24 protein-coding genes are annotated in these 24935 nt (G+C 54.7%); 14 read left to right on the top strand and 10 right to left on the bottom strand.

Translation table 11 applies throughout. The annotated features are described in order from the left end of the window. The first annotated feature begins 11 nt into the window (after positions 1–11). The 3 genes from ruvC to ruvB all read left to right on the top strand — a co-directional run bounded on the left by ruvC (position 12) and on the right by ruvB (position 2245). On the top strand, positions 12–533 hold the full coding sequence (gene ruvC, locus ACH1XZ_RS03380; RefSeq protein ID WP_185667575.1) for a crossover junction endodeoxyribonuclease RuvC: 522 nt from the start codon (positions 12–14) through the stop codon (positions 531–533). A gap of 81 nt (positions 534–614) precedes the next feature. Beyond that, the gene (gene ruvA / locus ACH1XZ_RS03385; RefSeq protein ID WP_395594325.1) at positions 615–1226 is read left to right on the top strand and encodes a Holliday junction branch migration protein RuvA; all 612 of its coding nucleotides are present in this window, start codon (positions 615–617) and stop codon (positions 1224–1226) included. Between the two features lie 8 nt (positions 1227–1234). Continuing rightward, positions 1235–2245: a Holliday junction branch migration DNA helicase RuvB gene (ruvB, locus tag ACH1XZ_RS03390; protein WP_185667577.1), complete on the top strand. Its 1011-nt coding sequence runs from the start codon at positions 1235–1237 to the stop codon at positions 2243–2245. Between the two features lie 82 nt (positions 2246–2327). Here ruvB and znuB read toward each other — a convergent pair whose 3' ends face one another. Further along, positions 2328–3113, bottom strand: coding sequence for a zinc ABC transporter permease subunit ZnuB (znuB, locus tag ACH1XZ_RS03395; protein WP_395594326.1), 786 nt, complete (start codon positions 3111–3113; stop codon positions 2328–2330). Next, a complete protein-coding gene (gene znuC / locus ACH1XZ_RS03400) occupies positions 3110–3865 on the bottom strand; it encodes a zinc ABC transporter ATP-binding protein ZnuC (RefSeq protein WP_395594327.1) in 756 nt (251 codons plus the stop codon). Before znuC ends, znuB begins: the two co-directional genes overlap by 4 nt. Before the next feature lie 77 nt (positions 3866–3942). Here znuC and znuA point away from each other — a divergent pair, with 77 nt between their 5' ends. From znuA to lpxM, 3 genes are all read left to right on the top strand, one after another. Then, a complete protein-coding gene (gene znuA, locus ACH1XZ_RS03405; RefSeq protein WP_395594328.1) occupies positions 3943–4902 on the top strand; it encodes a zinc ABC transporter substrate-binding protein ZnuA in 960 nt (319 codons plus the stop codon). 12 nt (positions 4903–4914) lie between these two features. Next, positions 4915–6237, top strand: a complete 1323-nt coding sequence (mepM, locus tag ACH1XZ_RS03410; RefSeq protein ID WP_395594329.1) for a murein DD-endopeptidase MepM — start codon at positions 4915–4917, stop codon at positions 6235–6237. 130 nt (positions 6238–6367) lie between these two features. Beyond that, positions 6368–7345 carry a lauroyl-Kdo(2)-lipid IV(A) myristoyltransferase gene (gene lpxM, locus ACH1XZ_RS03415; protein ID WP_395594330.1) on the top strand — a complete coding sequence of 326 codons (978 nt, stop codon included), beginning with the start codon at positions 6368–6370 and terminating at the stop codon, positions 7343–7345. Between the two features lie 127 nt (positions 7346–7472). On the opposite strand, the gene pyk is transcribed toward lpxM, so the two are convergent. Together pyk and ACH1XZ_RS03425 are read right to left on the bottom strand one after the other, a co-directional pair. Then, the gene (gene pyk, locus ACH1XZ_RS03420) at positions 7473–8915 is read right to left on the bottom strand and encodes a pyruvate kinase (protein WP_035891694.1); all 1443 of its coding nucleotides are present in this window, start codon (positions 8913–8915) and stop codon (positions 7473–7475) included. 101 nt (positions 8916–9016) lie between these two features. Then, positions 9017–9886, bottom strand: coding sequence for a MurR/RpiR family transcriptional regulator (locus ACH1XZ_RS03425; RefSeq protein WP_035891692.1), 870 nt, complete (start codon positions 9884–9886; stop codon positions 9017–9019). 397 nt (positions 9887–10283) lie between these two features. Between ACH1XZ_RS03425 and zwf the strand changes: the two genes are divergently transcribed. From zwf to ACH1XZ_RS03440, 3 genes are all read left to right on the top strand, one after another. Continuing rightward, a complete protein-coding gene (gene zwf, locus ACH1XZ_RS03430; RefSeq protein WP_395594331.1) occupies positions 10284–11759 on the top strand; it encodes a glucose-6-phosphate dehydrogenase in 1476 nt (491 codons plus the stop codon). Between the two features lie 233 nt (positions 11760–11992). Next, a complete protein-coding gene (gene edd / locus ACH1XZ_RS03435; protein WP_395594332.1) occupies positions 11993–13804 on the top strand; it encodes a phosphogluconate dehydratase in 1812 nt (603 codons plus the stop codon). Between the two features lie 39 nt (positions 13805–13843). After that, complete coding sequence (locus ACH1XZ_RS03440; RefSeq protein WP_061284674.1) at positions 13844–14485, top strand: bifunctional 4-hydroxy-2-oxoglutarate aldolase/2-dehydro-3-deoxy-phosphogluconate aldolase; 642 nt, start codon at positions 13844–13846, stop codon at positions 14483–14485. A gap of 75 nt (positions 14486–14560) precedes the next feature. Here ACH1XZ_RS03440 and purT read toward each other — a convergent pair whose 3' ends face one another. Further along, entirely contained in the window at positions 14561–15739 is a 1179-nt protein-coding gene (gene purT / locus ACH1XZ_RS03445) for a formate-dependent phosphoribosylglycinamide formyltransferase (protein WP_395594333.1), read from the bottom strand. Between the two features lie 177 nt (positions 15740–15916). On the opposite strand from purT, the gene ptrB reads away from it, so the two are divergent. After that, positions 15917–17968, top strand: coding sequence for an oligopeptidase B (ptrB, locus tag ACH1XZ_RS03450; protein ID WP_395594334.1), 2052 nt, complete (start codon positions 15917–15919; stop codon positions 17966–17968). Here the strand turns inward: ptrB and exoX are convergent, their stop codons facing one another. From exoX to ACH1XZ_RS03465, 3 genes are all read right to left on the bottom strand, one after another. Next, positions 17969–18628: an exodeoxyribonuclease X gene (exoX, locus tag ACH1XZ_RS03455; RefSeq protein ID WP_395594335.1), complete on the bottom strand. Its 660-nt coding sequence runs from the start codon at positions 18626–18628 to the stop codon at positions 17969–17971. A gap of 22 nt (positions 18629–18650) precedes the next feature. Next, positions 18651–19319 (bottom strand): carbon-nitrogen hydrolase family protein, encoded by a 669-nt coding sequence (locus ACH1XZ_RS03460; RefSeq protein WP_395594336.1) that lies wholly within the window; start codon positions 19317–19319, stop codon positions 18651–18653. Between the two features lie 89 nt (positions 19320–19408). After that, entirely contained in the window at positions 19409–19639 is a 231-nt protein-coding gene (locus ACH1XZ_RS03465) for a DNA polymerase III subunit theta (RefSeq protein WP_035891678.1), read from the bottom strand. 137 nt (positions 19640–19776) lie between these two features. Between ACH1XZ_RS03465 and yobA the strand changes: the two genes are divergently transcribed. The 4 genes from yobA to lpxP all read left to right on the top strand — a co-directional run bounded on the left by yobA (position 19777) and on the right by lpxP (position 23053). Then, the gene (gene yobA, locus ACH1XZ_RS03470; protein ID WP_395594337.1) at positions 19777–20151 is read left to right on the top strand and encodes a CopC domain-containing protein YobA; all 375 of its coding nucleotides are present in this window, start codon (positions 19777–19779) and stop codon (positions 20149–20151) included. Between the two features lies 1 nt (position 20152). After that, positions 20153–21022, top strand: a complete 870-nt coding sequence (gene copD / locus ACH1XZ_RS03475; RefSeq protein WP_395594338.1) for a copper homeostasis membrane protein CopD — start codon at positions 20153–20155, stop codon at positions 21020–21022. A 12-nt stretch (positions 21023–21034) separates the two neighbouring features. Next, complete coding sequence (locus tag ACH1XZ_RS03480) at positions 21035–21373, top strand: YebY family protein (RefSeq protein WP_395594694.1); 339 nt, start codon at positions 21035–21037, stop codon at positions 21371–21373. A gap of 744 nt (positions 21374–22117) precedes the next feature. After that, entirely contained in the window at positions 22118–23053 is a 936-nt protein-coding gene (gene lpxP, locus ACH1XZ_RS03485; RefSeq protein ID WP_395594695.1) for a kdo(2)-lipid IV(A) palmitoleoyltransferase, read from the top strand. Between the two features lie 31 nt (positions 23054–23084). Here lpxP and ACH1XZ_RS03490 read toward each other — a convergent pair whose 3' ends face one another. Then, positions 23085–23324, bottom strand: a complete 240-nt coding sequence (locus tag ACH1XZ_RS03490; RefSeq protein ID WP_035891671.1) for a YebV family protein — start codon at positions 23322–23324, stop codon at positions 23085–23087. A 110-nt stretch (positions 23325–23434) separates the two neighbouring features. Continuing rightward, complete coding sequence (rsmF, locus tag ACH1XZ_RS03495; RefSeq protein WP_395594339.1) at positions 23435–24874, bottom strand: 16S rRNA (cytosine(1407)-C(5))-methyltransferase RsmF; 1440 nt, start codon at positions 24872–24874, stop codon at positions 23435–23437. Positions 24875–24935: the final 61 nt, after the last annotated feature.

Below are 24935 nucleotides of genomic sequence, written 5' to 3' on the forward strand. Positions count from 1 at the left end.
GGAGGTGCGTGATGTCTATTATTCTCGGCATTGACCCGGGGTCGCGCATCACCGGTTATGGTGTCATTCGCCAGGTCGGCAGACAGCTGACTTATCTTGGCAGCGGATGCATCCGCACCAAGGTTGACGATCTTCCGTCGCGCCTGAAGCTGATTTATGCAGGTGTGACGGAAATTATCACCCAGTTCCAGCCGGACTATTTTGCTATTGAGCAGGTCTTTATGGCGAAAAACGCCGACTCGGCGCTTAAGCTGGGGCAGGCGCGTGGGGTGGCAATTGTCGCCGCCACCAATCAGGAACTCCCGGTTTTTGAGTATGCCGCCCGTCAGGTGAAACAGACCGTCGTGGGTATTGGTAGTGCGGAAAAAAGCCAGGTTCAGCATATGGTGCGCACGCTGTTAAAGCTTCCCGCCAACCCTCAGGCCGATGCTGCCGATGCGCTGGCTATCGCCATTACCCACTGCCACGTTAGCCAGAATGCCATGCAAATGAGCGACTCTCGGCTGAACTTAGCGCGTGGGCGATTACGATAACCACAAATCAGGCTGGATAAACATCCAGCCTTTTTTTATGATAGTACATTACTCTTTTAGCCCTTAACGCAGGAGCGTCACGTGATAGGCAGACTCAGAGGCATCATTCTCGAAAAACAACCCCCGCTGGTTCTTCTGGAAACGGGCGGTGTAGGCTATGAAGTGCATATGCCAATGACCTGTTTTTACGAGCTGCCGGAAGCCGGGCAGGAAGCGATTGTCTTCACCCACTTCGTCGTCCGTGAAGACGCACAGCTGCTTTACGGTTTTAATAACAAGCAGGAACGTACGCTGTTTAAAGAGCTGATTAAGACCAACGGCGTTGGGCCGAAGCTGGCGCTGGCGATTCTCTCCGGCATGTCGGCGCAGCAGTTCGTCAACGCGGTGGAGCGTGAAGAACTGGGGGCGCTGGTTAAGCTGCCGGGCATCGGCAAGAAAACGGCGGAACGTCTGATTGTCGAAATGAAAGACCGCTTTAAAGGTCTGCATGGCGATCTCTTTACGCCAGCCGCCGATCTGGTACTGACGTCTCCTGCAGGACCGAGCGGCGACGATGCCGAGCAGGAAGCGGTTGCTGCGCTGGTGGCACTGGGCTATAAACCTCAGGAAGCCAGCCGAATGGTAAGCAAAGTTGCTCGTTCGGATGCCAGCAGCGAAACATTGATCCGCGAAGCGCTCCGCGCGGCGCTATGAGGTAGAGGATGATTGAAGCAGACCGCCTGATTTCATCAGGCAGTAGCATGGCGGAAGAGGTGGCGGATCGCGCTATCCGCCCTAAGTTACTGGCCGAATATATCGGCCAGCCGCACGTTCGCTCGCAGATGGAGATCTTTATCCAGGCGGCGAAGCTGCGCGGTGACGCACTTGACCACCTGCTTATTTTCGGCCCGCCGGGGCTCGGGAAAACCACGCTCGCCAATATCGTTGCCAACGAAATGGGCGTAAACCTGCGCACCACGTCAGGTCCGGTGCTGGAAAAAGCGGGCGATCTGGCGGCGATGCTGACCAACCTCGAACCTCATGACGTGCTGTTTATTGATGAAATCCATCGCCTTTCACCTGTGGTGGAAGAGGTGCTCTATCCGGCAATGGAAGATTACCAGCTCGATATCATGATTGGGGAAGGCCCGGCCGCGCGTTCAATTAAAATCGACCTGCCGCCGTTTACCCTGATTGGCGCCACCACGCGCGCGGGCTCGCTGACGTCACCGCTGCGTGACCGTTTCGGCATCGTGCAGCGTCTTGAGTTTTATCAGGTACCTGATTTACAGCATATCGTGGGGCGCAGCGCGCGCTTTATGGGGCTGGAGATGAGCGATGATGGCGCCCTGGAAGTGGCCCGCCGCGCGCGGGGAACGCCGCGTATCGCCAACCGCCTGCTGCGCCGCGTACGTGACTTTGCGGAAGTGAAGCATGACGGAACCATTTCGGCAGATATCGCCGCCCAGGCGCTGGATATGCTCAACGTCGATGCGGAAGGCTTTGACTATATGGACCGCAAGCTGCTGCTGGCGGTAATCGATAAGTTCTTCGGTGGGCCGGTTGGGTTGGATAACCTGGCGGCAGCAATCGGGGAAGAACGTGAAACCATTGAAGACGTGCTGGAGCCGTATTTGATTCAGCAGGGGTTCTTACAACGTACTCCACGTGGGCGTATGGCGACGAGCCGTGCGTGGAACCACTTTGGGATTACGCCACCGGAAATGCCGTAACCTTTGAGTATTCCCGGCGTCGCTTTGCTCGGCCGGGCTACGGTGCATTGTCGCCCGGCCGAGCAAAGCGACGCCGGGGAAATCAGGCGGCTGCCTTCTTCGACATACTCAAAATAAACAACATTGCCGCACAAAGCACCACGGATGGCCCCGCTGGCGTGTCATAAAACGCCGAGAAGGTTAATCCGCCCGTCACCGCTATCATCCCAATACCGACCGCAATTGCGGCCATCTGTTCAGGCGTACGTGCAAAGCGACGCGCCGTGGCCGCCGGGATAATCAGCAGCGACGTGATAATCAGCGCGCCGACAAACTTCATCGCTACGCCAATGGTGAGCGCCGTGACCAGCATCAGCAACAGCTTCACCCGCTGTAACTTCACGCCGTCGACAAAGGCAAGATCCGGGCTGATGGTCATCGACAGCAAATTACGCCACTGCCAGAACAGAATCGCCAGCACCACCACCACGCCCAGCGCAATGGAGATAAGATCCTGCGGCGTGACGGCGAGCAGATCGCCGAACAGATAAGCCATCAGGTCAACGCGAATATTCGACATCAGGCTGACCACCACCAGACCCAACGACAGCGCGCTATGCGCCATAATACCCAGCAGGGTATCCACGGCGAGGTGAGGGCGTTTTTCAAGCCATACCAGACCGCCCGCCAACAGCAGCGTTACAAAGATAACCGCATAGAATGGATTAACGTTCAGCAACAGGCCAAATGCCACGCCTAGCAGAGAAGCGTGTGCCAGTGTATCGCCAAAATAGGACATCCGTCGCCAGACAACAAACGAGCCCAGCGGGCCAGCAGCGCACGCCAGCATCATTCCGGCAAGCCAGCCGGGAAGTAAAATTTCAATCATGACTGCCCATTTCCCCGACGTAAAACGATACGGCCCTGTAAATCATGGCGATGATTATGCTGATGGCGGTAAATACCCAGCTGTTCTGCCCCGCGAGGGCCGAACATCGAGATAAATTCCGGATGCATAGAAACCACGTCCGGCGTACCGGAGCAGCAGATATGGTGGTTAAGGCACAGCACGTCGTCGGTTTTCGCCATCACCAGATGCAGATCGTGAGAGACCATCAGCACCGCGCAGTCGAGTTCCTGGCGAAGCTGGTTGATAAGATCGTAAAGCGCGACCTGACCGTTCACATCCACGCCCTGAGTCGGTTCATCCAGCACCAGCAATTGCGGTTTATTCAGCAGCGCTCGTGCGAGCAGCACACGCTGGGTTTCCCCACCGGAGAGCTTCTGCATGGGGGCGTCCTGCAGATGTCCCGCCTGAACGCGCTTCAGCGCGGGCAGGATATCTTCTTTCCGCGTCGCCGGATGTAAACGTAAAAATCGCTTGACGGTCAGCGGCAATGTGGCGTCGAGGTGTAACTTTTGCGGCACATAACCAATGCGCAGATGTTTATCGCGGATGACAACACCTTCGCTAGGTGCTACGAGGCCGAGCACCACGCGTACCAGCGTCGATTTGCCCGCGCCGTTCGGACCAAGCAGCGTCAGAATGCGGCCTGGCTTGAGATTCAGCGAGATGTCAGCAAGCACCCGGCGCTGGCCGAAGGTGACGGAGACATTTTCCAGAGATACAAGATTCGTCATAGCAATTAGGGGTTGCACAAGATAGTGAATGTTATAATATCACACTTCACTTACTCATTTCGATTAATAGACGCATTATGTTACAGAAAAATACGCTTCTTTTCGCAGCTTTATCCGCTGCACTTTGGGGAACGACAGCACAGCATGCTGATGCAGCCGTTGTCGCATCGCTTAAGCCGTTAGGCTTTATTGCTTCAGCCATTGCAGATGGCGTTACCGAGACGCAAGTATTACTGCCAGACGGTGCGTCTGAACATGATTATTCACTGCGTCCATCTGATGCAAAACGCTTACAGAACGCGGACTTAGTCGTATGGATTGGTCCTGAGATGGAAGCATTTATGGACAAGTCATCGCAAAGCATTCCTGACAATAAAAAAGTCACTATCGCTCAGCTCGACGGCGTGAAACCGTTGCTCATGAAAGGGGCAGATGACGATGACCATGATGCCGCTGACGGAGATGATCATGACCACGCTCACGGCGAAAAAGGTGACGCGCATCACCATCATGGCGAGTACAACATGCACCTGTGGCTCTCCCCAGAGATAGCGCGGCTGTCGGCGGTTGCAATCCATGACAAATTAGTGGAACTTATGCCCCAGAGTCGAGCCCGACTCGATGCCAACCTGAAGGATTTTGAGGCCAATCTGGCCGCAACCGATAAGCAGGTGGCGAACGAGCTGGCACCGGTGAAAGGAAAGGGGTACTTCGTTTTTCATGATGCCTATGGCTATTACGAAAAACACTACGGTTTGACGCCGCTTGGGCACTTCACCGTTAACCCCGAAATTCAACCCGGTGCGCAGCGTTTACATCAAATAAGAACACAGTTGGTTGAGCAAAAAGCAACCTGCGTTTTTGCTGAGCCACAATTCAGGCCCGCCGTCGTTGAATCTGTTGCGCGGGGAACGAGCGTTCGCATGGGAACACTCGATCCTCTAGGCACGAACATTAAGCTGAGTAAAGAGAGCTATCCAGCGTTTCTTACTCAACTGGCGACCCAGTATGCGAGCTGCCTGAAAGGAGATAAGTAAGGAAGTGAATACGTGCAGCAGATAGCCCGCTCTGTCGCTCTGGCATTTAACAATTTGCCGCGGCCCCACCGCGTTATGCTGGGGTCACTCACCGTTCTCACGTTGGCCGTCGCTGTCTGGCGGCCTTACGTTTACCATCCAACCTCTTCATCCCCTGTCGTCCGCACGATTGAGCTGGAGAAAAAAGAAATTCGCTCGCTTCTGCCAGAGGCCAGCGAGCCGATTGATCAGTCCGCACAGGAAGAGGAAGCCATCCCTCAGGATGAGCTGGACGATAAAGTCGATAATGAAACGGGTGTGCATGAGTATGTGGTATCCACGGGCGATACCCTAAGCAGCATCCTGAATCAGTACGGCATCGATATGGGGAACATCAGCCAGCTCGCCTCGGTTGATAAAGACCTGAAAAATATGAAAGTGGGGCAACAGCTCTCCTGGACGCTGAATGACGATGGTGATTTACAGCGTTTAACCTGGGAGATGTCGCGCCGCGAAACCCGCACCTACGATCGCGTTGCTAACGGTTTTAAAATGAGCAGCGAGTTGCAGAAGGGCGATTGGGTTAATAGCCTGGTGAAAGGCACCGTCGGTGGAAGTTTTGTGACCAGCGCCGTCAACGCCGGTTTAACCAGCGCGGAAGTGAGCGCGGTGATTAAATCGATGCAGTGGCAGATGGACTTCCGTAAGCTGAAAAAAGGCGACGAGTTTTCGGTGCTGATGTCACGTGAAATGCTCAACGGCAAGCGTGAACAGAGCCAGCTTCTGGGCGTGCGTTTACGTTCCGATGGTAAAGATTATTACGCGATTCGCGCTGAAGACGGTAAGTTCTACGACCGTAACGGTACCGGGCTGGCGAAAGGCTTCCTGCGCTTCCCAACCGCGCGCCAGTTCCGCGTGTCGTCTAACTTTAACCCGCGTCGTCTGAACCCGGTAACCGGTCGTGTAGCGCCACACCGTGGCGTAGACTTCGCCATGCCGCAAGGTACCCCAGTGCTGGCCGTCGGTGACGGTGAAGTGGTGGTGGCGAAGCGCAGTGGCGCGGCGGGTTACTATGTTGCCGTTCGTCATGGTCGTACCTACACCACTCGCTATATGCACCTGCGTAAGCTGCTGGTGAAACCAGGTCAGAAGGTGAAACGTGGTGACCGTATTGCGCTCTCCGGTAACACCGGTCGTTCTACTGGCCCGCACCTGCACTATGAAGTGTGGATCAACCAGCAGGCGGTCAACCCGCTGACGGCGAAACTGCCGCGTACCGAAGGGCTGACCGGTTCGGATCGTACCGATTACCTGGCTCAGGTGAAAGAAGTGCTGCCACAGCTGCGTTTCGACTAATTTCGCCTAAGAAGTATCCGTTCAGAGCCGGTGCCTATACAGCACCGGCTTTTTCTTTTGTGCGAAGCACCCGGCCTCGCTACACTATCTGATTATCCACATGACCCGATGATTCGACCCTGGAATAGGCATGGAAACGAAAAAAAATAACAGTGAATACATTCCCGAGTTTGAGAAATCTTTCCGCCATCCTCAGTACTGGGGTGCCTGGTTAGGCGTGCTGGCGTTTGCGGGAATCGCTTACGTACCGGCCAAAATCCGCGACCCTATTCTGGGGAAGCTCGGTCGCCTGGCGGGTAAATTTGGCCGCAGCGCCCGCCGTCGCGCGCAGATCAATCTGCTGTACTGCTTCCCGGAAAAAAGCGAAGCCGAGCGAGAAGCCATTATTGATGAGATGTTTGCCACTGCACCGCAGGCAATGGTGATGATGGCCGAACTGGCGCTCAAAGGGCCAGAAAAAATTCTGCCACGCCTCGACTGGCAGGGGCAGGAGATTATCGAGGAGATGCGTGCCAACGGCGAAAACGTGATTTTCCTGGTACCGCACGGTTGGGGCGTTGATATCCCTGCGATGGTGATGGCGTCGCAGGGCCAGAAGATGGCAGCGATGTTCCATAACCAGGGTAACAAAGTCTTCGACTACGTCTGGAACACCGTTCGTCGTCGTTTTGGCGGTCGTCTGCATGCTCGTAACGATGGTATCAAGCCGTTTATCCAGTCTGTCCGTCAGGGTTACTGGGGCTATTATCTGCCCGATCAGGATCACGGCCCGGAGCACAGCGAGTTCGTGGATTTCTTTGCTACCTATAAAGCGACGTTACCAGCGATTGGCCGCCTGATGAAGGTGTGCCGTGCGCGCGTGGTGCCGCTGTTCCCGGTTTATGATGGCAAAACGCATCGCCTGACCATTCTGGTGCGCCCGCCGATGGATGACCTGCTGGAAGCAGACGACAACACCATTGCGCGTCGCATGAATGAAGAGGTGGAGATTTTCGTTGGGCCGCATACCGAGCAGTACACGTGGATCCTGAAGCTGCTGAAAACGCGTAAGCCGGGGGAAACTGAGCCGTATCAGCGCAAAGAGCTTTACCCGAAGAATAAAAAATAGCTCCGTAGCCCGGCCAAGCGTAGCGCCGCCGGGAAGGCTCGGAGCCACTCGGCGTCGTTTCACTCGGCCGGGCTACGCAGGCAAAAAAAAACCGGACAGCGTCCGGTTTTTTTATATCGACAATAACTTATTCGACGGTCAGGATACGCGTGGTGTTAGTTGAACCCACGGTGCTCATTACGTCGCCCTGGGTGACGATAACCAGGTCGCCTGACATCAGATAGCCTTTATCACGCAGCAGGTTCACCGCGTCGTGTGCCGCGGCAACGCCGTCGCATTCGCTGTCGAAGAAGACTGGGGTGACGCCACGGTACAGCGCCGTCAGGTTCAGCGTACGCTCGTGACGAGACATCGCGAAGATAGGCAGCCCGGAAGTGATACGGGAGGTCATCAACGCGGTACGGCCAGACTCGGTCATGGTGATGATGGCGGTCACGCCCTTCAGGTGGTTAGCCGCATACATTGCCGACATGGCAATGGCTTCTTCCACGTTGTCGAACTGCACGTCCAGACGGTGTTTAGAGACGTTGATGCTTGGGATCTTCTCTGCGCCCAGGCAAACGCGCGCCATGGCGGCCACGGTTTCAGAAGGGTACTGACCCGCAGCGGTTTCCGCAGACAGCATCACCGCATCGGTGCCGTCCAGTACGGCGTTCGCCACGTCCATGACTTCCGCACGAGTCGGCATTGGGTTGGTGATCATCGACTCCATCATCTGGGTCGCGGTGATCACGGAACGGTTCAACTGACGAGCGCGACGAATCAGCGCTTTCTGGATACCAACCAGCTCAGGGTCGCCGATTTCAACGCCGAGGTCGCCACGGGCAACCATCACGACGTCGGAGGCCAGAATGATGTCATCCATCGCGTCCTGGCTGCATACGGCTTCCGCACGTTCCACTTTGGCAACGATTTTGGCATCGCAACCGGCTTCACGCGCCAGACGGCGAGCGTAGTTCAGGTCTTCGCCGCAGCGTGGGAAGGAGACGGCCAGGTAATCAACGCCAATTTTGGCTGCGGTATGAATATCCGCTTTGTCTTTATCGGTCAGCGCTTCAGCCGAGAGGCCGCCGCCTAACTTGTTGATGCCTTTATTGTTGGACAGTGGGCCACCGACGGTCACTTCGGTGAACACTTTCATCCCCTGGATTTCTAGCACTTTCAGCTGTACACGACCATCATCCAGCAGCAGGATGTCGCCAGGCACGACGTCGGCAGGCAGACCTTTATAGTCGATACCCACTTTCTCTTTGTCGCCTTCGCCTTTACCAAGGTTGGCATCAAGCAGGAATTTGTCGCCGATATTGAGGAAAACTTTACCTTCTTTGAAGGTAGAAACGCGAATCTTTGGTCCTTGCAGATCGCCAAGAATAGCTACATGGCGGCCCAGTTTTGCAGCGATTTCGCGTACTTTGTCAGCGCGTAGCTGGTGATCTTCTGGTGTACCGTGAGAGAAGTTCATGCGTACGACGTTAGCACCGGCGGAAATTACCTTCTCGAGGTTGTTATCGCGGTCGGTTGCTGGGCCTAACGTGGTGACGATCTTGGTTCTGCGAAGCCTTCTGGACATGTAATACTCCGTTGACTAATACAACTCAGGTGTTGCGTGAACAGGGATCCGGTATCAATCATTACCGAATGTTTAAATCGATTACACCGTTATTATCGGTTTTAGTGATTATCGCTGTGTGCGGAAAGCTCTTTATCAAACCGCGATTCTTTTAATGCTTCCTTGACTCGCTTCAAGTTATCCCTGAATTTCGCCCCTCGACGTAAGGTAAAACCGGTTGCCAGGACATCGATCACGGTTAGCTGCGCAAGTCGGGAAACCATCGGCATATAGATGTCGGTATCTTCGGGAACGTCCAGCGTGATAGCGAGGGTCGCTTCTCTTGCCAGCGGCGTGCCGGCGGAGGTGATGGCGATAACCATAGCATCATTTTCCCTCGCCACTTGCGCGACCTCGACCAGGCTTTTGGTTCTGCCGGTATGGGAAATCAGCACCACGACGTCATCGTCGCTGCAATTCATACAGCTCATACGTTGCAATACGATGTCATCAGAATAGATGACCGGGACGTTAAAGCGAAAAAACTTGTTCATCGCGTCATGCGCCACGGCGGCGGAAGAACCTAAGCCGAAGAAGGCAATCTTCTTGGCCTGTGTGAGCAGGTCTACGGCACGATTTACCGCCGACATATCGAGCGACTGGCGAACGTGTGCCAGGCTCGCCATGGCTGATTCGAAAATTTTCGCCGTATAAGCTTCAACGCTGTCATCTTCATCAACATTACGATTAACATACGGTGTACCGTTGGCCAGACTTTGGGCAAGATGGAGTTTGAAGTCGGGGAATCCCCGAGTCTCCATACTGCGACAGAAGCGGTTAACGGTGGGTTCGCTGACCTCGGCTTCAAGAGCGAGTGCGGCAATGCTTGAATGGATTGCCTGTTCTGGCGCGGCCAGAATAACTTCCGCCACTTTTCGCTCGGATTTGCTAAGGTTTTCCAGTTGGGTCTGGATTCTTTCCAGCATGTTCATCGTGACAAGTTGCTCATAGATTGAAACGATTCCATTAATGGGTGAAATCTGCAGGCGTTTTAGCAAGAATATACGCCTGAAGCCGAGTGAAAAGCGAAGAGGAACGGCAAAAAATGTTGTTTTTTTTCATAACATGATCAGCGTCGTATTTTAACCGACGAGGCTCAGGCGAAAGAACGAACAAAACTGGCGGATTGCCTAATGCCGCAGCCGCAATGGTTCCGAATTGTGCGATCGGGAGCGGTGAAAGGCGTTAAAGGGTTTCGGCAATTTCGTAAACACAGTACAGTGCACCGTAAGAAAATTACAACGATATCCGTCGCTTTTCGGCAAAAGCTGAACGGTGACGGGTAGATAGCCTGGCATAGAACCGGGTATATAAACTGAGGAGAATGACATGGCGGTAACGCAAACGGCCCAGGCATGCGATCTGGTCATTTTCGGCGCGAAGGGCGACTTGGCCCGCCGGAAATTGCTGCCTTCCCTGTATCAGCTGGAAAAAGCGGGCCAGATTAATCCGGACACCCGGATTATCGGTGTCGGCCGTGCCGATTGGGATAAAGCGGCATACACCAAAGTTGTCCGCGAAGCGCTCGAAACCTTCATGAAAGAGAAGATTGATGAAGGTTTGTGGAATACCCTCAGCGCACGCCTTGACTTCTGCAACCTCGATGTCAACGATGCGCCAGCATTTTCGCGTCTTGGTGAGATGCTCGATCAAAAAAATCGCATCACCATCAACTACTTCGCTATGCCGCCAAGCACCTTTGGCGCCATCTGCCGCGGCTTGGGTGAAGCGAAGCTTAATGCTAAACCGGCACGCGTCGTCATGGAAAAACCGCTGGGTACCTCGCTGGAAACTTCCCGTGAGATTAACGACCAGGTGGGCGAATATTTCGAAGAGTGCCAGGTTTATCGTATCGACCACTATCTGGGTAAAGAAACGGTTCTGAACCTGCTGGCGCTGCGTTTTGCCAACTCCCTGTTTGTGAACAACTGGGATAACCGCACCATCGATCACGTGGAAATTACCGTTGCTGAAGAAGTCGGGATTGAAGGCCGCTGGGGTTACTTCGATCAGGCCGGCCAGATGCGCGATATGATCCAGAACCACCTGCTGCAAATTCTGTGCATGATTGCGATGGCGCCGCCGTCCGATCTGAGCGCCGACAGCATTCGTGATGAGAAAGTGAAGGTGCTGAAGTCGCTGCGTCGCATCGACCGCAGCAACGTGCGTGATAAAACCGTGCGCGGCCAGTATACCGCTGGGTTTGCTCAGGGGCAGAAAGTCCCAGGCTACCTTGAAGAAGAGGGCGCCAACAAATCCAGCAGCACCGAAACCTTCGTTTCTATTCGCGTGGATATTGATAACTGGCGTTGGGCTGGCGTGCCGTTCTACCTGCGTACCGGCAAACGTCTGCCGACCAAATGCTCTGAAGTTGTCGTTTATTTCAAAAACCCTGAACTGAACCTGTTCAAAGAAACCTGGCCTGAGCTGCCGCAGAACAAGCTGACGATTCGTTTGCAGCCGGATGAAGGCGTGGATATTCAGATCCTCAACAAGGTTCCTGGTCTGGAGCACAAGCATAACCTGCAGGTGACCAAGCTGGATCTGAGCTACTCAGAGACCTTTAATCAGACTCACCTGGCCGATGCCTATGAACGTCTGCTGCTGGAAACCATGCGTGGTATTCAGGCGCTGTTCGTTCGCCGCGACGAAGTGGAAGAGGCCTGGAAGTGGGTCGACTCCATCACTGAAGCATGGGCAAGCGATAAAGACGCGCCTAAACCATACCAGGCTGGCACCTGGGGACCAGTTGCTTCGGTCGCGATGATTACCCGTGATGGCCGTTCCTGGAACGAGTTCGAATAAGGGACCGCGATAATCCGGAAGGGTTATTTTACCGGTAACATGATCTAACACAGCATGTAGTGCTATTTTTGCGCATTTAAGCCCCAGGTGGATTCACCACCGGGGCTTTTTTTATTACACTACCGGTAGACCTTTGCCTCTGAGCTGCGCTATACGGTGATTTTCGATAAATCTGACCAATGATTTATCCGTGTAAGATAGCGGCCTGGACAGAAAAATTTTAAGGAGCCTTTATGAACTCTGCAATGTTACGGGTAACAAATCGAATTATTGAACGCTCGCGCGACACGCGTGAAGCCTATCTGGCGCGTATCAATCAGGCCAAAACTGAAACGGTTCACCGTTCTGAACTGGCCTGCGGTAATCTGGCACACGGTTTTGCTGCCTGCCAGCCCGACGATAAAGCATCGCTGAAGAGCATGCTGCGTAACAATATCGCGATCATTACCTCCTATAACGACATGCTTTCTGCCCATCAGCCGTATGAACACTACCCGGATGTGATCCGTAAAGCGCTGCACAGCGTGAACGCGGTGGGCCAGGTCGCGGGCGGTGTGCCAGCCATGTGCGACGGCGTCACCCAAGGACAGGACGGCATGGAACTTTCTCTGCTGAGCCGCGAAGTGATTGCCATGTCTGCCGCAGTAGGCCTGTCTCACAATATGTTTGATGGCGCGCTGTACCTTGGCGTGTGTGACAAAATCGTCCCGGGGCTTGCTATGGCGGCGCTCTCCTTTGGTCATCTGCCATCTGTCTTTATTCCGTCGGGCCCGATGGCGAGCGGTCTGCCGAACAAAGAAAAAGTGCGTATTCGTCAGCTTTATGCTGAAGGCAAAGTGGATCGTAACGCGCTGCTGGAGTCTGAAGCCGCGTCCTACCACGCACCGGGTACCTGCACCTTCTACGGTACTGCCAACACCAACCAGATGGTGATTGAATTTATGGGCATGCAGCTGCCGGGCTCCTCTTTTGTTCACCCGGATGCGCCGCTGCGTGCTGAACTGACCGCTGCCGCTGCGCGTCAGGTGACGCGTATGACCGGTAACGGTAACGAGTGGATGCCGCTCGGTAAGATGATCGACGAAAAAGTGGTGGTCAACGGTATCGTGGCGCTGCTGGCAACCGGCGGTTCGACCAACCACACTATGCACCTGGTGGCGATGGCGCGCGCGGCAGGCATCATCATCAACTGGGATGATTTCTCTGATCTGTCTGAAGTCGTGCCGCTGATGGCGCGTCTTTACCCGAATGGTCCGGCGGATATCAACCACTTCCAGGCGGCTGGCGGTGTACCTGTGCTGGTCCGCGAACTGCTGAAGGGCGGTCTTCTGCATGAAGACGTCAACACGGTAGCCGGTTTTGGTCTCTCGCATTACACCATGGAACCGTGGCTGAACGAAGGCAAGCTCGACTGGCGTGAAGGCGCAACGGCTTCGCTGGATGGCAACATCATCGCTACCTTCGACAAACCGTTCTCTAAACATGGCGGCACCAAAGTGCTGAGCGGCAACCTGGGCCGTGCGGTCATGAAAACCTCAGCCGTCCCGGTTGAAAACCAGATTATCGAAGCGCCAGCGGTGGTCTTTGAGAGTCAGCACGATGTGCTGCCATCCTTCGAAGCGGGCTTATTGGATAAAGATTGCGTGGTTGTTGTGCGCCATCAAGGGCCAAAAGCGAACGGCATGCCAGAATTACATAAACTTATGCCGCCACTTGGTGTATTATTGGACCGCTGTTTCAAAATTGCGTTAGTCACTGATGGACGACTGTCCGGAGCATCCGGTAAAGTGCCGTCAGCGATCCACGTAACCCCTGAAGCCTATGACGGTGGGCTGCTGGCGAAAGTGCGAGATGGCGACATGATTCGCGTCAATGGCCAGACCGGCGAGCTGACGCTGCTGGTTGATGAAGCTGAACTGGCCGCACGCCAACCGCATATTCCCGATCTGAGCGCTTCGCGCGTGGGGACAGGCCGTGAACTGTTTAGCGCATTACGGGAAAAACTGTCCGGTGCAGAGCAGGGCGCAACCTGTATTACCTTTTAAGATGACACGTTTTGTAGATCTGGCGAGAGAAAATTTCTGATGAAAAACTGGAAAACAACTGCAGAAGCAATCCTGACCACTGGCCCGGTAGTACCGGTAATCGTGGTTAACAAGCTTGAGCACGCCGTACCAATGGCGAAAGCGCTGGTTGCTGGTGGCGTACGCGTACTGGAAGTGACGCTGCGTACTGCCTGTGCGATGGACGCTATCCGCGCTATCGCAAAAGAAGTGCCGGACGCTATCGTGGGTGCGGGTACAGTGACCAACGCTCAGCAGCTGAAAGAAGTGACCGAAGCTGGCGCGCAGTTTGCTATCAGCCCAGGCCTGACTGACAACCTGCTGAAAGCAGCTACCGCGGGCACCATTCCACTGATCCCAGGTATCTGCTCCGTGTCTGAACTGATGCTGGGTATGGAACACGGCCTGAAAGAGTTCAAATTCTTCCCGGCTGAAGCGAACGGCGGCGTGAAAGCGCTGCAGGCGATCGCGGGTCCATTCTCCCAGATTCGTTTCTGCCCAACCGGCGGTATCTCTCCTGCGAACTACCGTGACTACCTGGCGCTGAAAAGCGTTCTGTGCATCGGCGGCTCCTGGCTGGTTCCGGCTGACGCGCTGGAAGCAGGCGATTACGATCGCATCACTAAACTGGCACGCGAAGCCGTTGAAGGCGCGAAGCTGTAAGGTGTTCGCTGCACTCGGCCTGATAGCCGGGTAAGCAAAAAAGGGCGGGTATGCGTAAGCAGCCCGCCTTTTTTCTTATCCCTGAACCACGACTGCCGCCGCGGCGATTTTGGCGCGTTCCACGGCTGCTTCAACGCTGTCTGCCGTTGCCAGCGCGACGCCCATGCGACGAGAACCCGCAATATCCGGTTTGCCGAACAAACGCAGCTGTACGCCAGCATCCAGCGCATTTTGTACCTTATCAAAGGTGACGTTGCGGCTGGTCAGCGTCGGCAGCAGTACCGCAGAAGCGGACGGGCCGTACTGGCGAATGGCACCAATCGGCAGGCCAAGGAAAGCGCGGACGTGCAGAGCAAATTCCGACACATCCTGCGAAATCAGCGTCACCATGCCGGTATCGTGTGGGCGAGGGGACACTTCGCTGAATACCACATCATCACCACACACAAACAGCTCGACACCGAACAGACCGTATCCGCCCAGCGCCAGCACCACCTCGCGGGCGATCTCCTGCGCGCGCGACAGCGCCAACTCGCTCATCTGCTGCGGCTGCCAGGATTCACGATAGTCACCATCCTCCTGACGGTGGCCGACAGGGGCGCAGAAGTGGACGCCATCGACGGCATTAACGGTCAGCAGTGTGATTTCGAAATCAAAATTAACCACGCCTTCCACAATTACCCGGCCAGCACCGGCGCGACCGCCTTCCTGCGCATACTGCCAGGCCTGCGCCAGCTGATCTTCACGGCGAATAAAGGTCTGGCCCTTGCCGGATGAACTCATCACGGGTTTCACAATGCACGGCAGACCAATATCGGTGACTGCCTCGCGGAACTGCGCTTCGCTATCAGCAAAGTGGTAGGCGGAGGTTGGAAGCTTGAGGGTTTCCGCCGCCAGACGGCGAATGCCTTCGCGGTTCATCGTCAGTTTGGTCGCCAGTGCGCACGGCACTACCTTCTGGCCCGCCTGCTCAAGCTCAATCAGCGTATCCGTGGCGATGGCTTCGATTTCCGGCACGATAAAGTGCGGTTTTTCCTGCGCAACCAGCGCTTTCAGTACGTTGCCATCAAGCATATTGATAACGTAAGCGCGGTGCGCGACGTGCATCGCTGGCGCATCGGCGTAACGATCGACGGCGATCACTTCGATGCCTAAGCGCTGGCATTCGATCGCCACTTCTTTCCCTAACTCACCTGAACCCAGAAGCATTACGCGCGTCGCAGCGGGACGCAAAGCTGTTCCTAATAACGTCATTACCCATTCCACCGTCTATCCAAAGTTTGGCGCATTATAAACGAAAACGTTTGCGTCTGTCTTGCGAGTGGCGAAAAAGGCGGATGAAACGTAGGATGAGGACAGCGGTTAAGTTGGCAATGAGCGCGACTTTTGCCAGGCTTAATAATGAATTAACACAACAAGAAGAATAACGAGATGCCACCTAAAGCGAAACGGATACCCCACACCATGACATTGCATGGTGATACGCGCGTCGATAACTACTATTGGCTTCGCGATGACACCCGCACCAAACCGGCGGTGCTTGACTATTTACAGCAGGAAAATACCTACGGGCGTGAAGTGATGTCCTCCCAGCGCAGTCTGCAGGATCGCGTGCTGAAAGAGATTGTCGACAGGATCCCCCCGCGTGAGGTCTCCGCGCCTTATATCAAAAATGGCTATCGCTACCGCCAGGTTTTTGAGCCGGGACGCGAATATGCGATGTATCAGCGTCAGGCGTTAGACAGTGATGAATGGACATTGCTGATTGATGAAAATAAGCGGGCGGCGCACAGCGAGTTTTATACCCTGGGCGGGTTGAACGTGGCGCCGGATAATAACCTGCTGGCGGTGACCGAAGATTTCCTTTCCCGCCGTCAGTACAGTCTGCGCATTCGTCATCTGAAAAATGAAACCTGGCTGCCGGAAGTGATTGACGAGGTCTCACCGGGCGTGGTGTGGTCAAATGACTCCCGCGTGCTTTACTACGTTCGTCAGCACCCCACGACGCTGCTGCCGTGGCAGGTCTGGCGGCATCAGGTTGGGGCATCTACGGAACAAGATGAACTTATCTATGAGGAGCAGGACGAGACCTTTTACGTCAGCCTGCACAAGACCTCTTCGCGCCAGTACGTGGTGATTGTGCTCTCAAGTACCACGACCAGCGAAATGCTGTTGCTCGATGCCGACCAGGCAAACGCCCAGCCGCGCGTCTTTGCGCCGCGTCGTAAAGACCATGAGTACAGCCTCGATCATTATCAAAATCAGTTTTACCTGCGTTCTAACCGCGATGGCAAAAACTTCGGTTTATATCGCAGTGAATCCTGGGAAGAGGCTGACTGGCAAACCCTCATTGCGCCACGCGATGCGGTGATGCTGGAAGACTTCACGCTGTTTCGTGACTGGCTGGTGGTAGAAGAGCGGCAGCGTGGTTTAACCAGCCTGCGCCAGATCCATCGTCATCGCCAGCAGGAAACGGCCATCGCCTTTGATGACCCAGCCTACGTGACGTGGATTGCCTACAACCCGGAACCGGAAACGGCCTGTCTGCGCTATGGCTACTCGTCGATGACCACCCCTGACACGCTGTTTGAGTTGGATATGGACAGCGGAGAACGCCGCGTGCTGAAGCAGCAGGAGGTGAAAGGTTTTGATGCCAGCCGTTATCGCAGTGAGCGTCTTTGGATTACCGCACGTGACGGCGTAGAGGTCCCGGTTTCACTGGTTTACCGCCATGAACATTTCCGTCGGGGTAAAAACCCGCTGTTGGTTTACGGCTACGGTTCTTACGGTGCCAGCATGGACGCCGACTTCAGCAGCAGTCGATTAAGTCTGCTTGACCGCGGCTTTGTCTTTGCCATCGCCCATATTCGCGGCGGCGGTGAACTGGGGCAGTTATGGTACGAAGAGGGGAAATTCCTTAAGAAGAAAAATACCTTCAACGATTATCTTGATGCCACTGAAGCGCTGTTGGCCAAAGGCTACGGCGACCCCTCGCTGTGCTATGGCATGGGCGGTAGCGCGGGTGGCATGTTGATGGGCACGGTGATAAATGAACGTCCCGACCTGTTCCACGGCGTCGTGGCTCAAGTGCCGTTCGTTGATGTCGTGACCACCATGCTGGACGAGTCGATTCCGCTAACCACCGGCGAATTTGAAGAGTGGGGCAATCCGCAGGAAGAAACCTACTATCACTATATGAAATCCTACAGTCCATACGACAACGTGAGGGCGCAGGTTTATCCGCATTTGCTGGTGACATCGGGGCTGCATGATTCCCAGGTGCAGTACTGGGAACCGGCAAAATGGGTCGCTAAGCTGCGTGAGCTGAAGGTAGATGACAATCTGTTGCTGCTGTGCACCGAGATGGACTCCGGTCACGGCGGGAAGTCCGGACGCTATAAAAGCTATGAAGGCGTGGCGCTGGAGTTTGCGTTCCTGATTGCCCTGGCGCAGGGAACGTTGCCGGGGCAATCCGAGCGTTAATTACTGCTCGAGATAGTGTTTAAGCGTTACGCGCAGTTCCGGGCTCATGCGGTCGAGGTTGTTAAACAGCCAGCGCAGGTAGCCCGGATCGTTTTTCGCCACTTCCGCCACTTCCTGCCCGCGGTACTTGCCGAAGGTAAAGGTACGCAGTAGCGCTGGTCGGCCGGTGACGTCTACCATTTGATCCGGCGTCCAGCCTGACACCTGCATAATATCAATCAGCAACGACGCGGTGATATAGCAGTCGTACAGCGCGCGGTGATGATGCAGGCCCGGCGGTGTCGCCACGCTCAGCTTGCGTGATTTATACAGCGCCATATTGCTGTACTTGATGCCCGGCCACAGGCGGCGGGCCATCTTCATGGTACAGATCCACTCGCCGTTCATTTCAGGCAAGACGCGGCGGTCGAAGCTCGCATTGTGGGCGACATACCACGGGCTTCCCTGGTAAAACGGCACCACGTCTTCAATCCACGGTTTGTCGGCCACCATCTCTTCGGTGATCCGGTGGATGGCCATCGCCTGCGGGCTGATAGGGCGGTCCGGGCGAACCAGATGACTCATCGGGTTGACGATTTTACCGTCAATGACATCGACGGAGGCTATCTCGACGACGCCTCCTTGTAGGTCACAGGTTTCTGTATCGATTACGCGCAGCATGGCAAACTCCGGCCTAAAACGTTTAGCGTAATGGAATGATCTCGCCTTGCCAACCCTGGGCGCTCTTTCTGCCGGTCAGCAACAGTTCGCCACCGTCGGCGCGGACGATAAGCTGCCCGTTTTCATCCCACAGCGCGCTGCCGCCCGAAAACGTACCGCTGGCATAGTTGGATTTCAAAACGGCAATGGCGTATTTATGGGCGAAACGCTGAAGCCGCTGGCTGGTGCGCTGCTGCTGCGGCTCCGCCATGGAGCTGACGGTTGCCAGCACCGAGGCTTGCGCCGAGAGTTCACAGCCCTCATGGTTCAGCTCAAAGACGCTGATTTGATCTGACTCGGGGGCGAGGCAGGTTCCCTGGCCTTGATGCTGTTTGATCGGGCTTGCGGTATGCGGGGCAAAAATGACAATGCCCTTGATGCGCTTACCATCGTTGTCCATCGGCAGGCCTGCAATAATGGTCATCTGATGGCGATGAGCGGCTTCGCTTAACGGCAACAGCTGCGTATCGTCCGGCGGTGCAGGTAACGTCTGTTCGTCGTCAGGTCCGGTAAGGGAGAGCTCCGGGAAGATTAATACTTTACAGGCCTGCTGGGCTGCGACATTGATAAACCGCAAATGGTGGGTAATGTTCTCCGCAACATCTCCCTTACGGGGAGCATATTGCGCTGCTGCAATAGTCCATGTCAGCATAGTTGCATCCTTCAACACGTTGTCACTGGGCTTTTATTCCAGTTTATAGTATCAGGATTGTCGTAAGGAACTGTCACTAAGCGTAAGCTTTACTTGGATTTAGGCTCGTACGGCAGTCGGGAAAGATTAACCGAGGCTAAACGGTGCGTAATCAGCCGCTCGCGGAACCAGTCTCGCAGATGCGCTGGCTGTTCACGTTCAACCACTTCGGCGACGACCGGCATGTTATAGCGCTCTTTAAACGCTACGCCAGCGGCAGCCAGATCAACGTTCACTTTGTCCATCTCGTCTTGAGGTAGGGTTGCCAGATTGGTATGCATGGTTTTCTCCTTGGAATAACGCGCAAAAGTTACTAAGAGTATCGCAAAATGGCAAGTACAGAGGGCGCTTATCTCGACGAGAACATTATACAGAGTTATTCTTTGTCATATATCGATAACAAAAGGGAATGATGGAAATGAAATTCACCGCGCCTCGCGCACTCGGTGCCATGTTGTTTGTACTGGGTTCACTCAGTGCGTCATCCGTCTGGGCTCATGCCCATCTTCAGCAGCAAATCCCGGCAGCAAATTCAGAGGTCAGCCCTGCGCCTCACGCATTGACGCTTAATTTTTCCGAGGGCATTGAGCCGGGCTTCAGCGGTGTGACGCTGACGGGACCAGACAAGCGTATTGTTCCCGTTGGTAAAGCGACGCGCAGCGAAAGCAATAAAGCGCAGTTGGTGATTCCGCTGAACGAAACGCTGGGTGGTGGACTGTACACCGTCGAATGGCACGTCGTTTCCGTCGACGGGCACAAGACCAAAGGTCAGTACCAATTTAGCGTGAAGTAATATGTTGGCGGCTCTCTACGTTGGCTTACGTTTTGCTCACTTTGCCGCGCTGATGGTGGCCTTTGGCTGCACGCTTTATGCGGGATGGTGGGCCCCTGTAGAACTCCGGCGTCTGCTGGCCCAGCGTTTTTCTCGGTTGCTGCGAAGTGCATTAACGGTAAGCGTGCTTTCCGCCATGTTGATGTTGGTGGCGCAGGGCGGGCTGATGGGCGACGGCTGGGCAGATACCTGGCGACCGGAAGTCTGGCAGGCAGTGATACAGACTCACTTTGGCAGCGTCTGGCTGTGGCAGATTGTACTCGCGTGGGTCACCTTAGGTGTCGCCTGGGTTCAACCGCGACAGATGATGCGGCGGCTTTTGCTTCTGGGCGTTGCACAGTTTATCCTGCTGGCGGGCGTAGGGCATGCCGCCATGTATGATGGCGCGTTCGGCGTGTTGCAACGTATCAATCATGCGCTACATCTGCTTTGTGTCGGCGCATGGGTTGGCGGGCTGGTGCCGTTTCTCTATTGCCTGCGTCTGGCAAAAGGGCGCTGGCGTAGCGCAGCGATTGACACCATGATGCGCTTTTCCCGTTACGGGCACCTGGCGGTGGCGGGGGCGATTGCAAGCGGCTTGGTTAATGCCTGGTTGATTCAGGGTGGGTTTAGCGTTGCGACACCCTATGGAGTCGCGCTGTGGGTGAAGTGCGGCTTCGTGGCGCTAATGGTGATGGTCGCGTTGGCAAACCGTTATCTGCTGGTGCCGAGAATGTCGGCAGCAACAGAACTGACGCAGCGTATTTTCCTGCGAACCACGCAGGCGGAAATTGTCCTGGGGGCTCTGGTACTGGCGTGTGTAAGCTTGTTTGCCACCTGGGAACCTTTTTAACTGAACTGGCGAATTATGAAAAAGATTATTCTCTCTTTGTTGTTACTTACCACCACCGGGTCAGCGCTGGCCGCGCAGATTATTACCGTAAGCCGTTTTGAGGTGGGTAAGGAGAACTGGGCGTTCAACCGCGAAGAGGTCATGCTAACCTGTCGCCCTGATAATGCGCTGTACGTCATCAACCCGAGCACGCTGGTGCAGTATCCGCTTAATGATGTGGCTGAACAGCAGGTGAAAGCGGGCAAGACTCAGGCGCAGCCGATCAGCATCATCCAGATTGACGATCCTAAACAGCCGGGTGTTAAAATGAGCCTGGCGCCGTTTATCGAGCGGGCGAAGAAACTCTGCTAATTCACAGAATATCTGTTTAAAAATCAATAAAAAAACCGCAATCATTCTCACGAAATGGCTGCGGTTTTTTTATCTTATGCCGTTTATTCAACGAAATTTTTCAGCTCACAGGGGTTGTGGACTGGAAAACCTGTCACGGTCATCTATTCTTATAAAGCAAGGCGACTTAGCCTGCATTAATGCCAACTTTTAGCGCACGGCTCTCTCCCAAGAGCCATTTCCCTGGACCGAAAACAGGAATCGTTTTCGGTCTCTTTTTATCTGTCGCTTCCATCCAACAGGGCAAGTACGGGACACAACTCGCGTGCTTGTTAAACCAATGTAAACAGATTTTCTGCCGCATCCAAGTACTTTTATGTCATTTCGCAAAAAAAAAATTTCTGTGAAAATGTGATGCAGGAAATGGAACGGCTGAAAAATGCAGAAGAATCATTTCACTCACTAAAATCACTACTGTGCTAATTATATTTATGCTCAGTATTAGAATAATTATTTCAATGCGTGAATAAAAATCGCTATTTTTTTTAAAAGAAAAAGCGCATGCTTGCCGCGAGTTAAGCCACAGCCTGCCACGCCGTATCACACCTCCGTTTTCTGCCGTTTTGTAAATAAACGTCCGGACAGTGAATTTGTCGAATGCAGTACTGTCAGATACTCATACGTATCGCGTTAAGACGGATGAATGGACCCGTTTTTTTCTTATGCGTTACCTTGTGCAGTGCTCCACGTTATCCGGAAATAATGATGTTCCAGAATTTTGATGTTCGTTTGCTTCACCCCCGTAATGGGTTGAAGTGGTTTGCGCTTGCTCTCTTATGGCTAGTGGTCCAACTCCCTTATCCGCTTTTACACCAGCTTGGCACCTCCGTTGGCAAAGCGTCGCGTCGTTTTCTGAAACGCCGTGAGCAAATTGCTACGCGCAACATTGAGCTGTGCTTCCCTGATATGACAGCAGAAGAGCGCGAAAAGCTGATTGAACAAAACTTTATGTCTCTGGGCATGGGGCTTATCGAAACCGGTATGGCCTGGTTCTGGAGCGATGCGCGCGTGCGCAAATGGTTTGATGTTGAAGGTTATGCCAACCTGATGCGCTCGCTGACAGAGCAGCGTGGGGTGATGGTGGTTGGCGTGCACTTTATGTCGCTGGAATTAGGCGGCCGCGCGATGGGGCTGTGTCGTCCGATGATGGCAACCTATCGCCCGCACAACGACCCGCTGATGGAATGGGTACAAACCACCGGGCGTCTGCGTTCAAACAAAGCGATGATCGATCGTCGCAACCTGCGTGGCCTGGTTCAGGCGCTGAAAGCGGGAGAAGCGGTGTGGTTTGCGCCGGATCAGGACTACGGCCCGAAAGGCAGCGTATTTGCTCCGTTCTTCTCGGTAAGCGAGGCCGCAACCACCAACGGTACTAACGTATTGTCACGTCTTTCCGGTGCGGCGATGCTGACTGTGACCATGGTGCGTAAGCCTAATATGAAAGGCTACACGCTGCACATTAGCGAAGCGATGAGCGATTATCCTTGCGGGGATGAAGTGTCGGCGGCGAGCTACATGAACAAGATTATCGAACGCGAGATTTTACGTGCGCCGGAGCAGTATCTGTGGGTGCACCGTCGGTTCAAAACCCGACCGCGTGGAGAAGCATCGCTCTACAAAGTGGCGCCACACACCAAATAAATAACCCGCCTATGGGCGGGTTCCTTTTGGGTTAGACAAGCCGCATAACCCAGGCATCAGACGGTTGATCGTAATGTTTGCGATAAAGAACTGAATGTTCGCCATCAAGAAGGGCCGGGATGCTGATATCGGCATCCCAGGCATCTAACTGCATGCACAAATCGGGATCGGACTTACAAGGGATGCTTAACGTTCGCTCGCCGTGTTGCTCGGCGTGCAGCACGGCATCATCAATCTCGAATGCGCCGATGCGTACGCTGGTTTTGCTCATAATGCTCTCCGTTAATCTGCTGGCTGGTGTGGTACGACCAGTGGCCGTACCTTTTCATCCTAGTCAACGCAGAGCATTTCGCCAATCAAAAAATGCGCTTTTTTTGTGCGCTACTCCGACCTGTTAACAAAAAGTTTCCCATCGCGCACCAGTTCGCGCGGATAGCTGTTCTTCAGGCGTGAACCAATACGTTTCGCCAGACCAAGCGGGAATCCCTGGAACGTGACAATGACATCATCCTGAGAGGGCGCGTTCTCGGGATAGATATCGCGTCCGCGATACCATTCCTGCGCGTTAGCGGATGTCAATTCGTGGCCGAGTTCAGCGGTGTTGGCCAGCGCAATCACCGCCTCATGCTGCCAGCGGAACCCTTTATTGTGGGTTTCAGCAAGCTTAATACCAATGCGTGAGAAACGTACTTTTCCCAGCAGCGGCTCGATCTCTTTCGGGAACAGCCAGACTTCTTTGTCACGCTGCCAGAGAGCCAGCGACGCATTCCATTCAATACCGACGCGACGCGCCGCATCAATGACGGTATTGGATTCACGAGTTTTCATCGGTGCGAATGGGAATTTACCCACTTTGTAGCCCGGCGCGGGCAGCGGGTCTATCGCCGCGGTTTTATGCAGGCGGGCCACGAAGAACCCCTCGCAGTCGTAAATCTGTGGGAAAACGTGCAGGTAACCTTCCGCAGTTAGCGCCTGGTCCGCGGTAGGGAAAAGGTCGCCTAACGGTAGAATCTGTACCGCCTCTGGATAGCGCTCGAGTAGCCAATTCACCACCGATTCATTCTCATCACGGTTGAGCGTGCAGGTGGAGTAGACCAGCGTACCACCGGGGCGTAGGGCGTGGAATGCGCTGTCGATAAGCTCACGTTGGGTGCTGGCAATCTCCTGATTGCTGGCAAGCGACCAGTTCTTCAGTGCGTCCGGGTCTTTGCGCACCACGCCTTCGCCAGAGCAGGGCGCATCCAGCAAGATAGCGTCGAAACACTCCGGCAGCGCCGCGCCGAATACGCGACCATCAAAGTGGGTCAACGCCGTATTGGCAATGCCGCAGCGGCTGATGTTGGCGTGCAGTACCTTGACCCGGCTGGCGGAAAATTCGTTAGCCAGCAGCATGCCGCGGTTATTCATTCGGGCGGCAATCTGAGTGGTTTTTGAGCCAGGTGCTGCGGCGACATCCATCACTCGCGCGGGCGCTTCACCATCGGCAAACAGGGCCGCCACCGGTAGCATGGAGCTCGCCTCCTGAATATAAAACAGGCCACTCAAATGTTCGGCGGTACTGCCCAGCGGAAACTCGTCATCGTTATCGCGCTCAATCCAGAAACCTTCGGCGCACCAGGGCACCGGCGTTAACTGCCAGCCGTAAGGCGCAACCAGCGCCAGAAAATCATCGACGGTAATTTTGAGCGTGTTGATGCGAATACTGCGGCGCAGCGGGCGCTGGCAGGCATCAATAAATGCGTCAAAGGGGAGATTCTTCGGCATGGCCTCGCGCATTTGCGCAAGGAATTCATCGGGGAAAAAGACTGCGTTTTGAGCCACTGGCGAATACCACAAGGAGATAAAGAGCGCGCAGTTTACCATAAAAATGCGCCGGTGACGG

The sequence above is a fragment of the Kluyvera chengduensis genome, from assembly GCF_044197065.1.
GTDB classification, from domain to species: domain Bacteria; phylum Pseudomonadota; class Gammaproteobacteria; order Enterobacterales; family Enterobacteriaceae; genus Kluyvera; species Kluyvera ascorbata_C.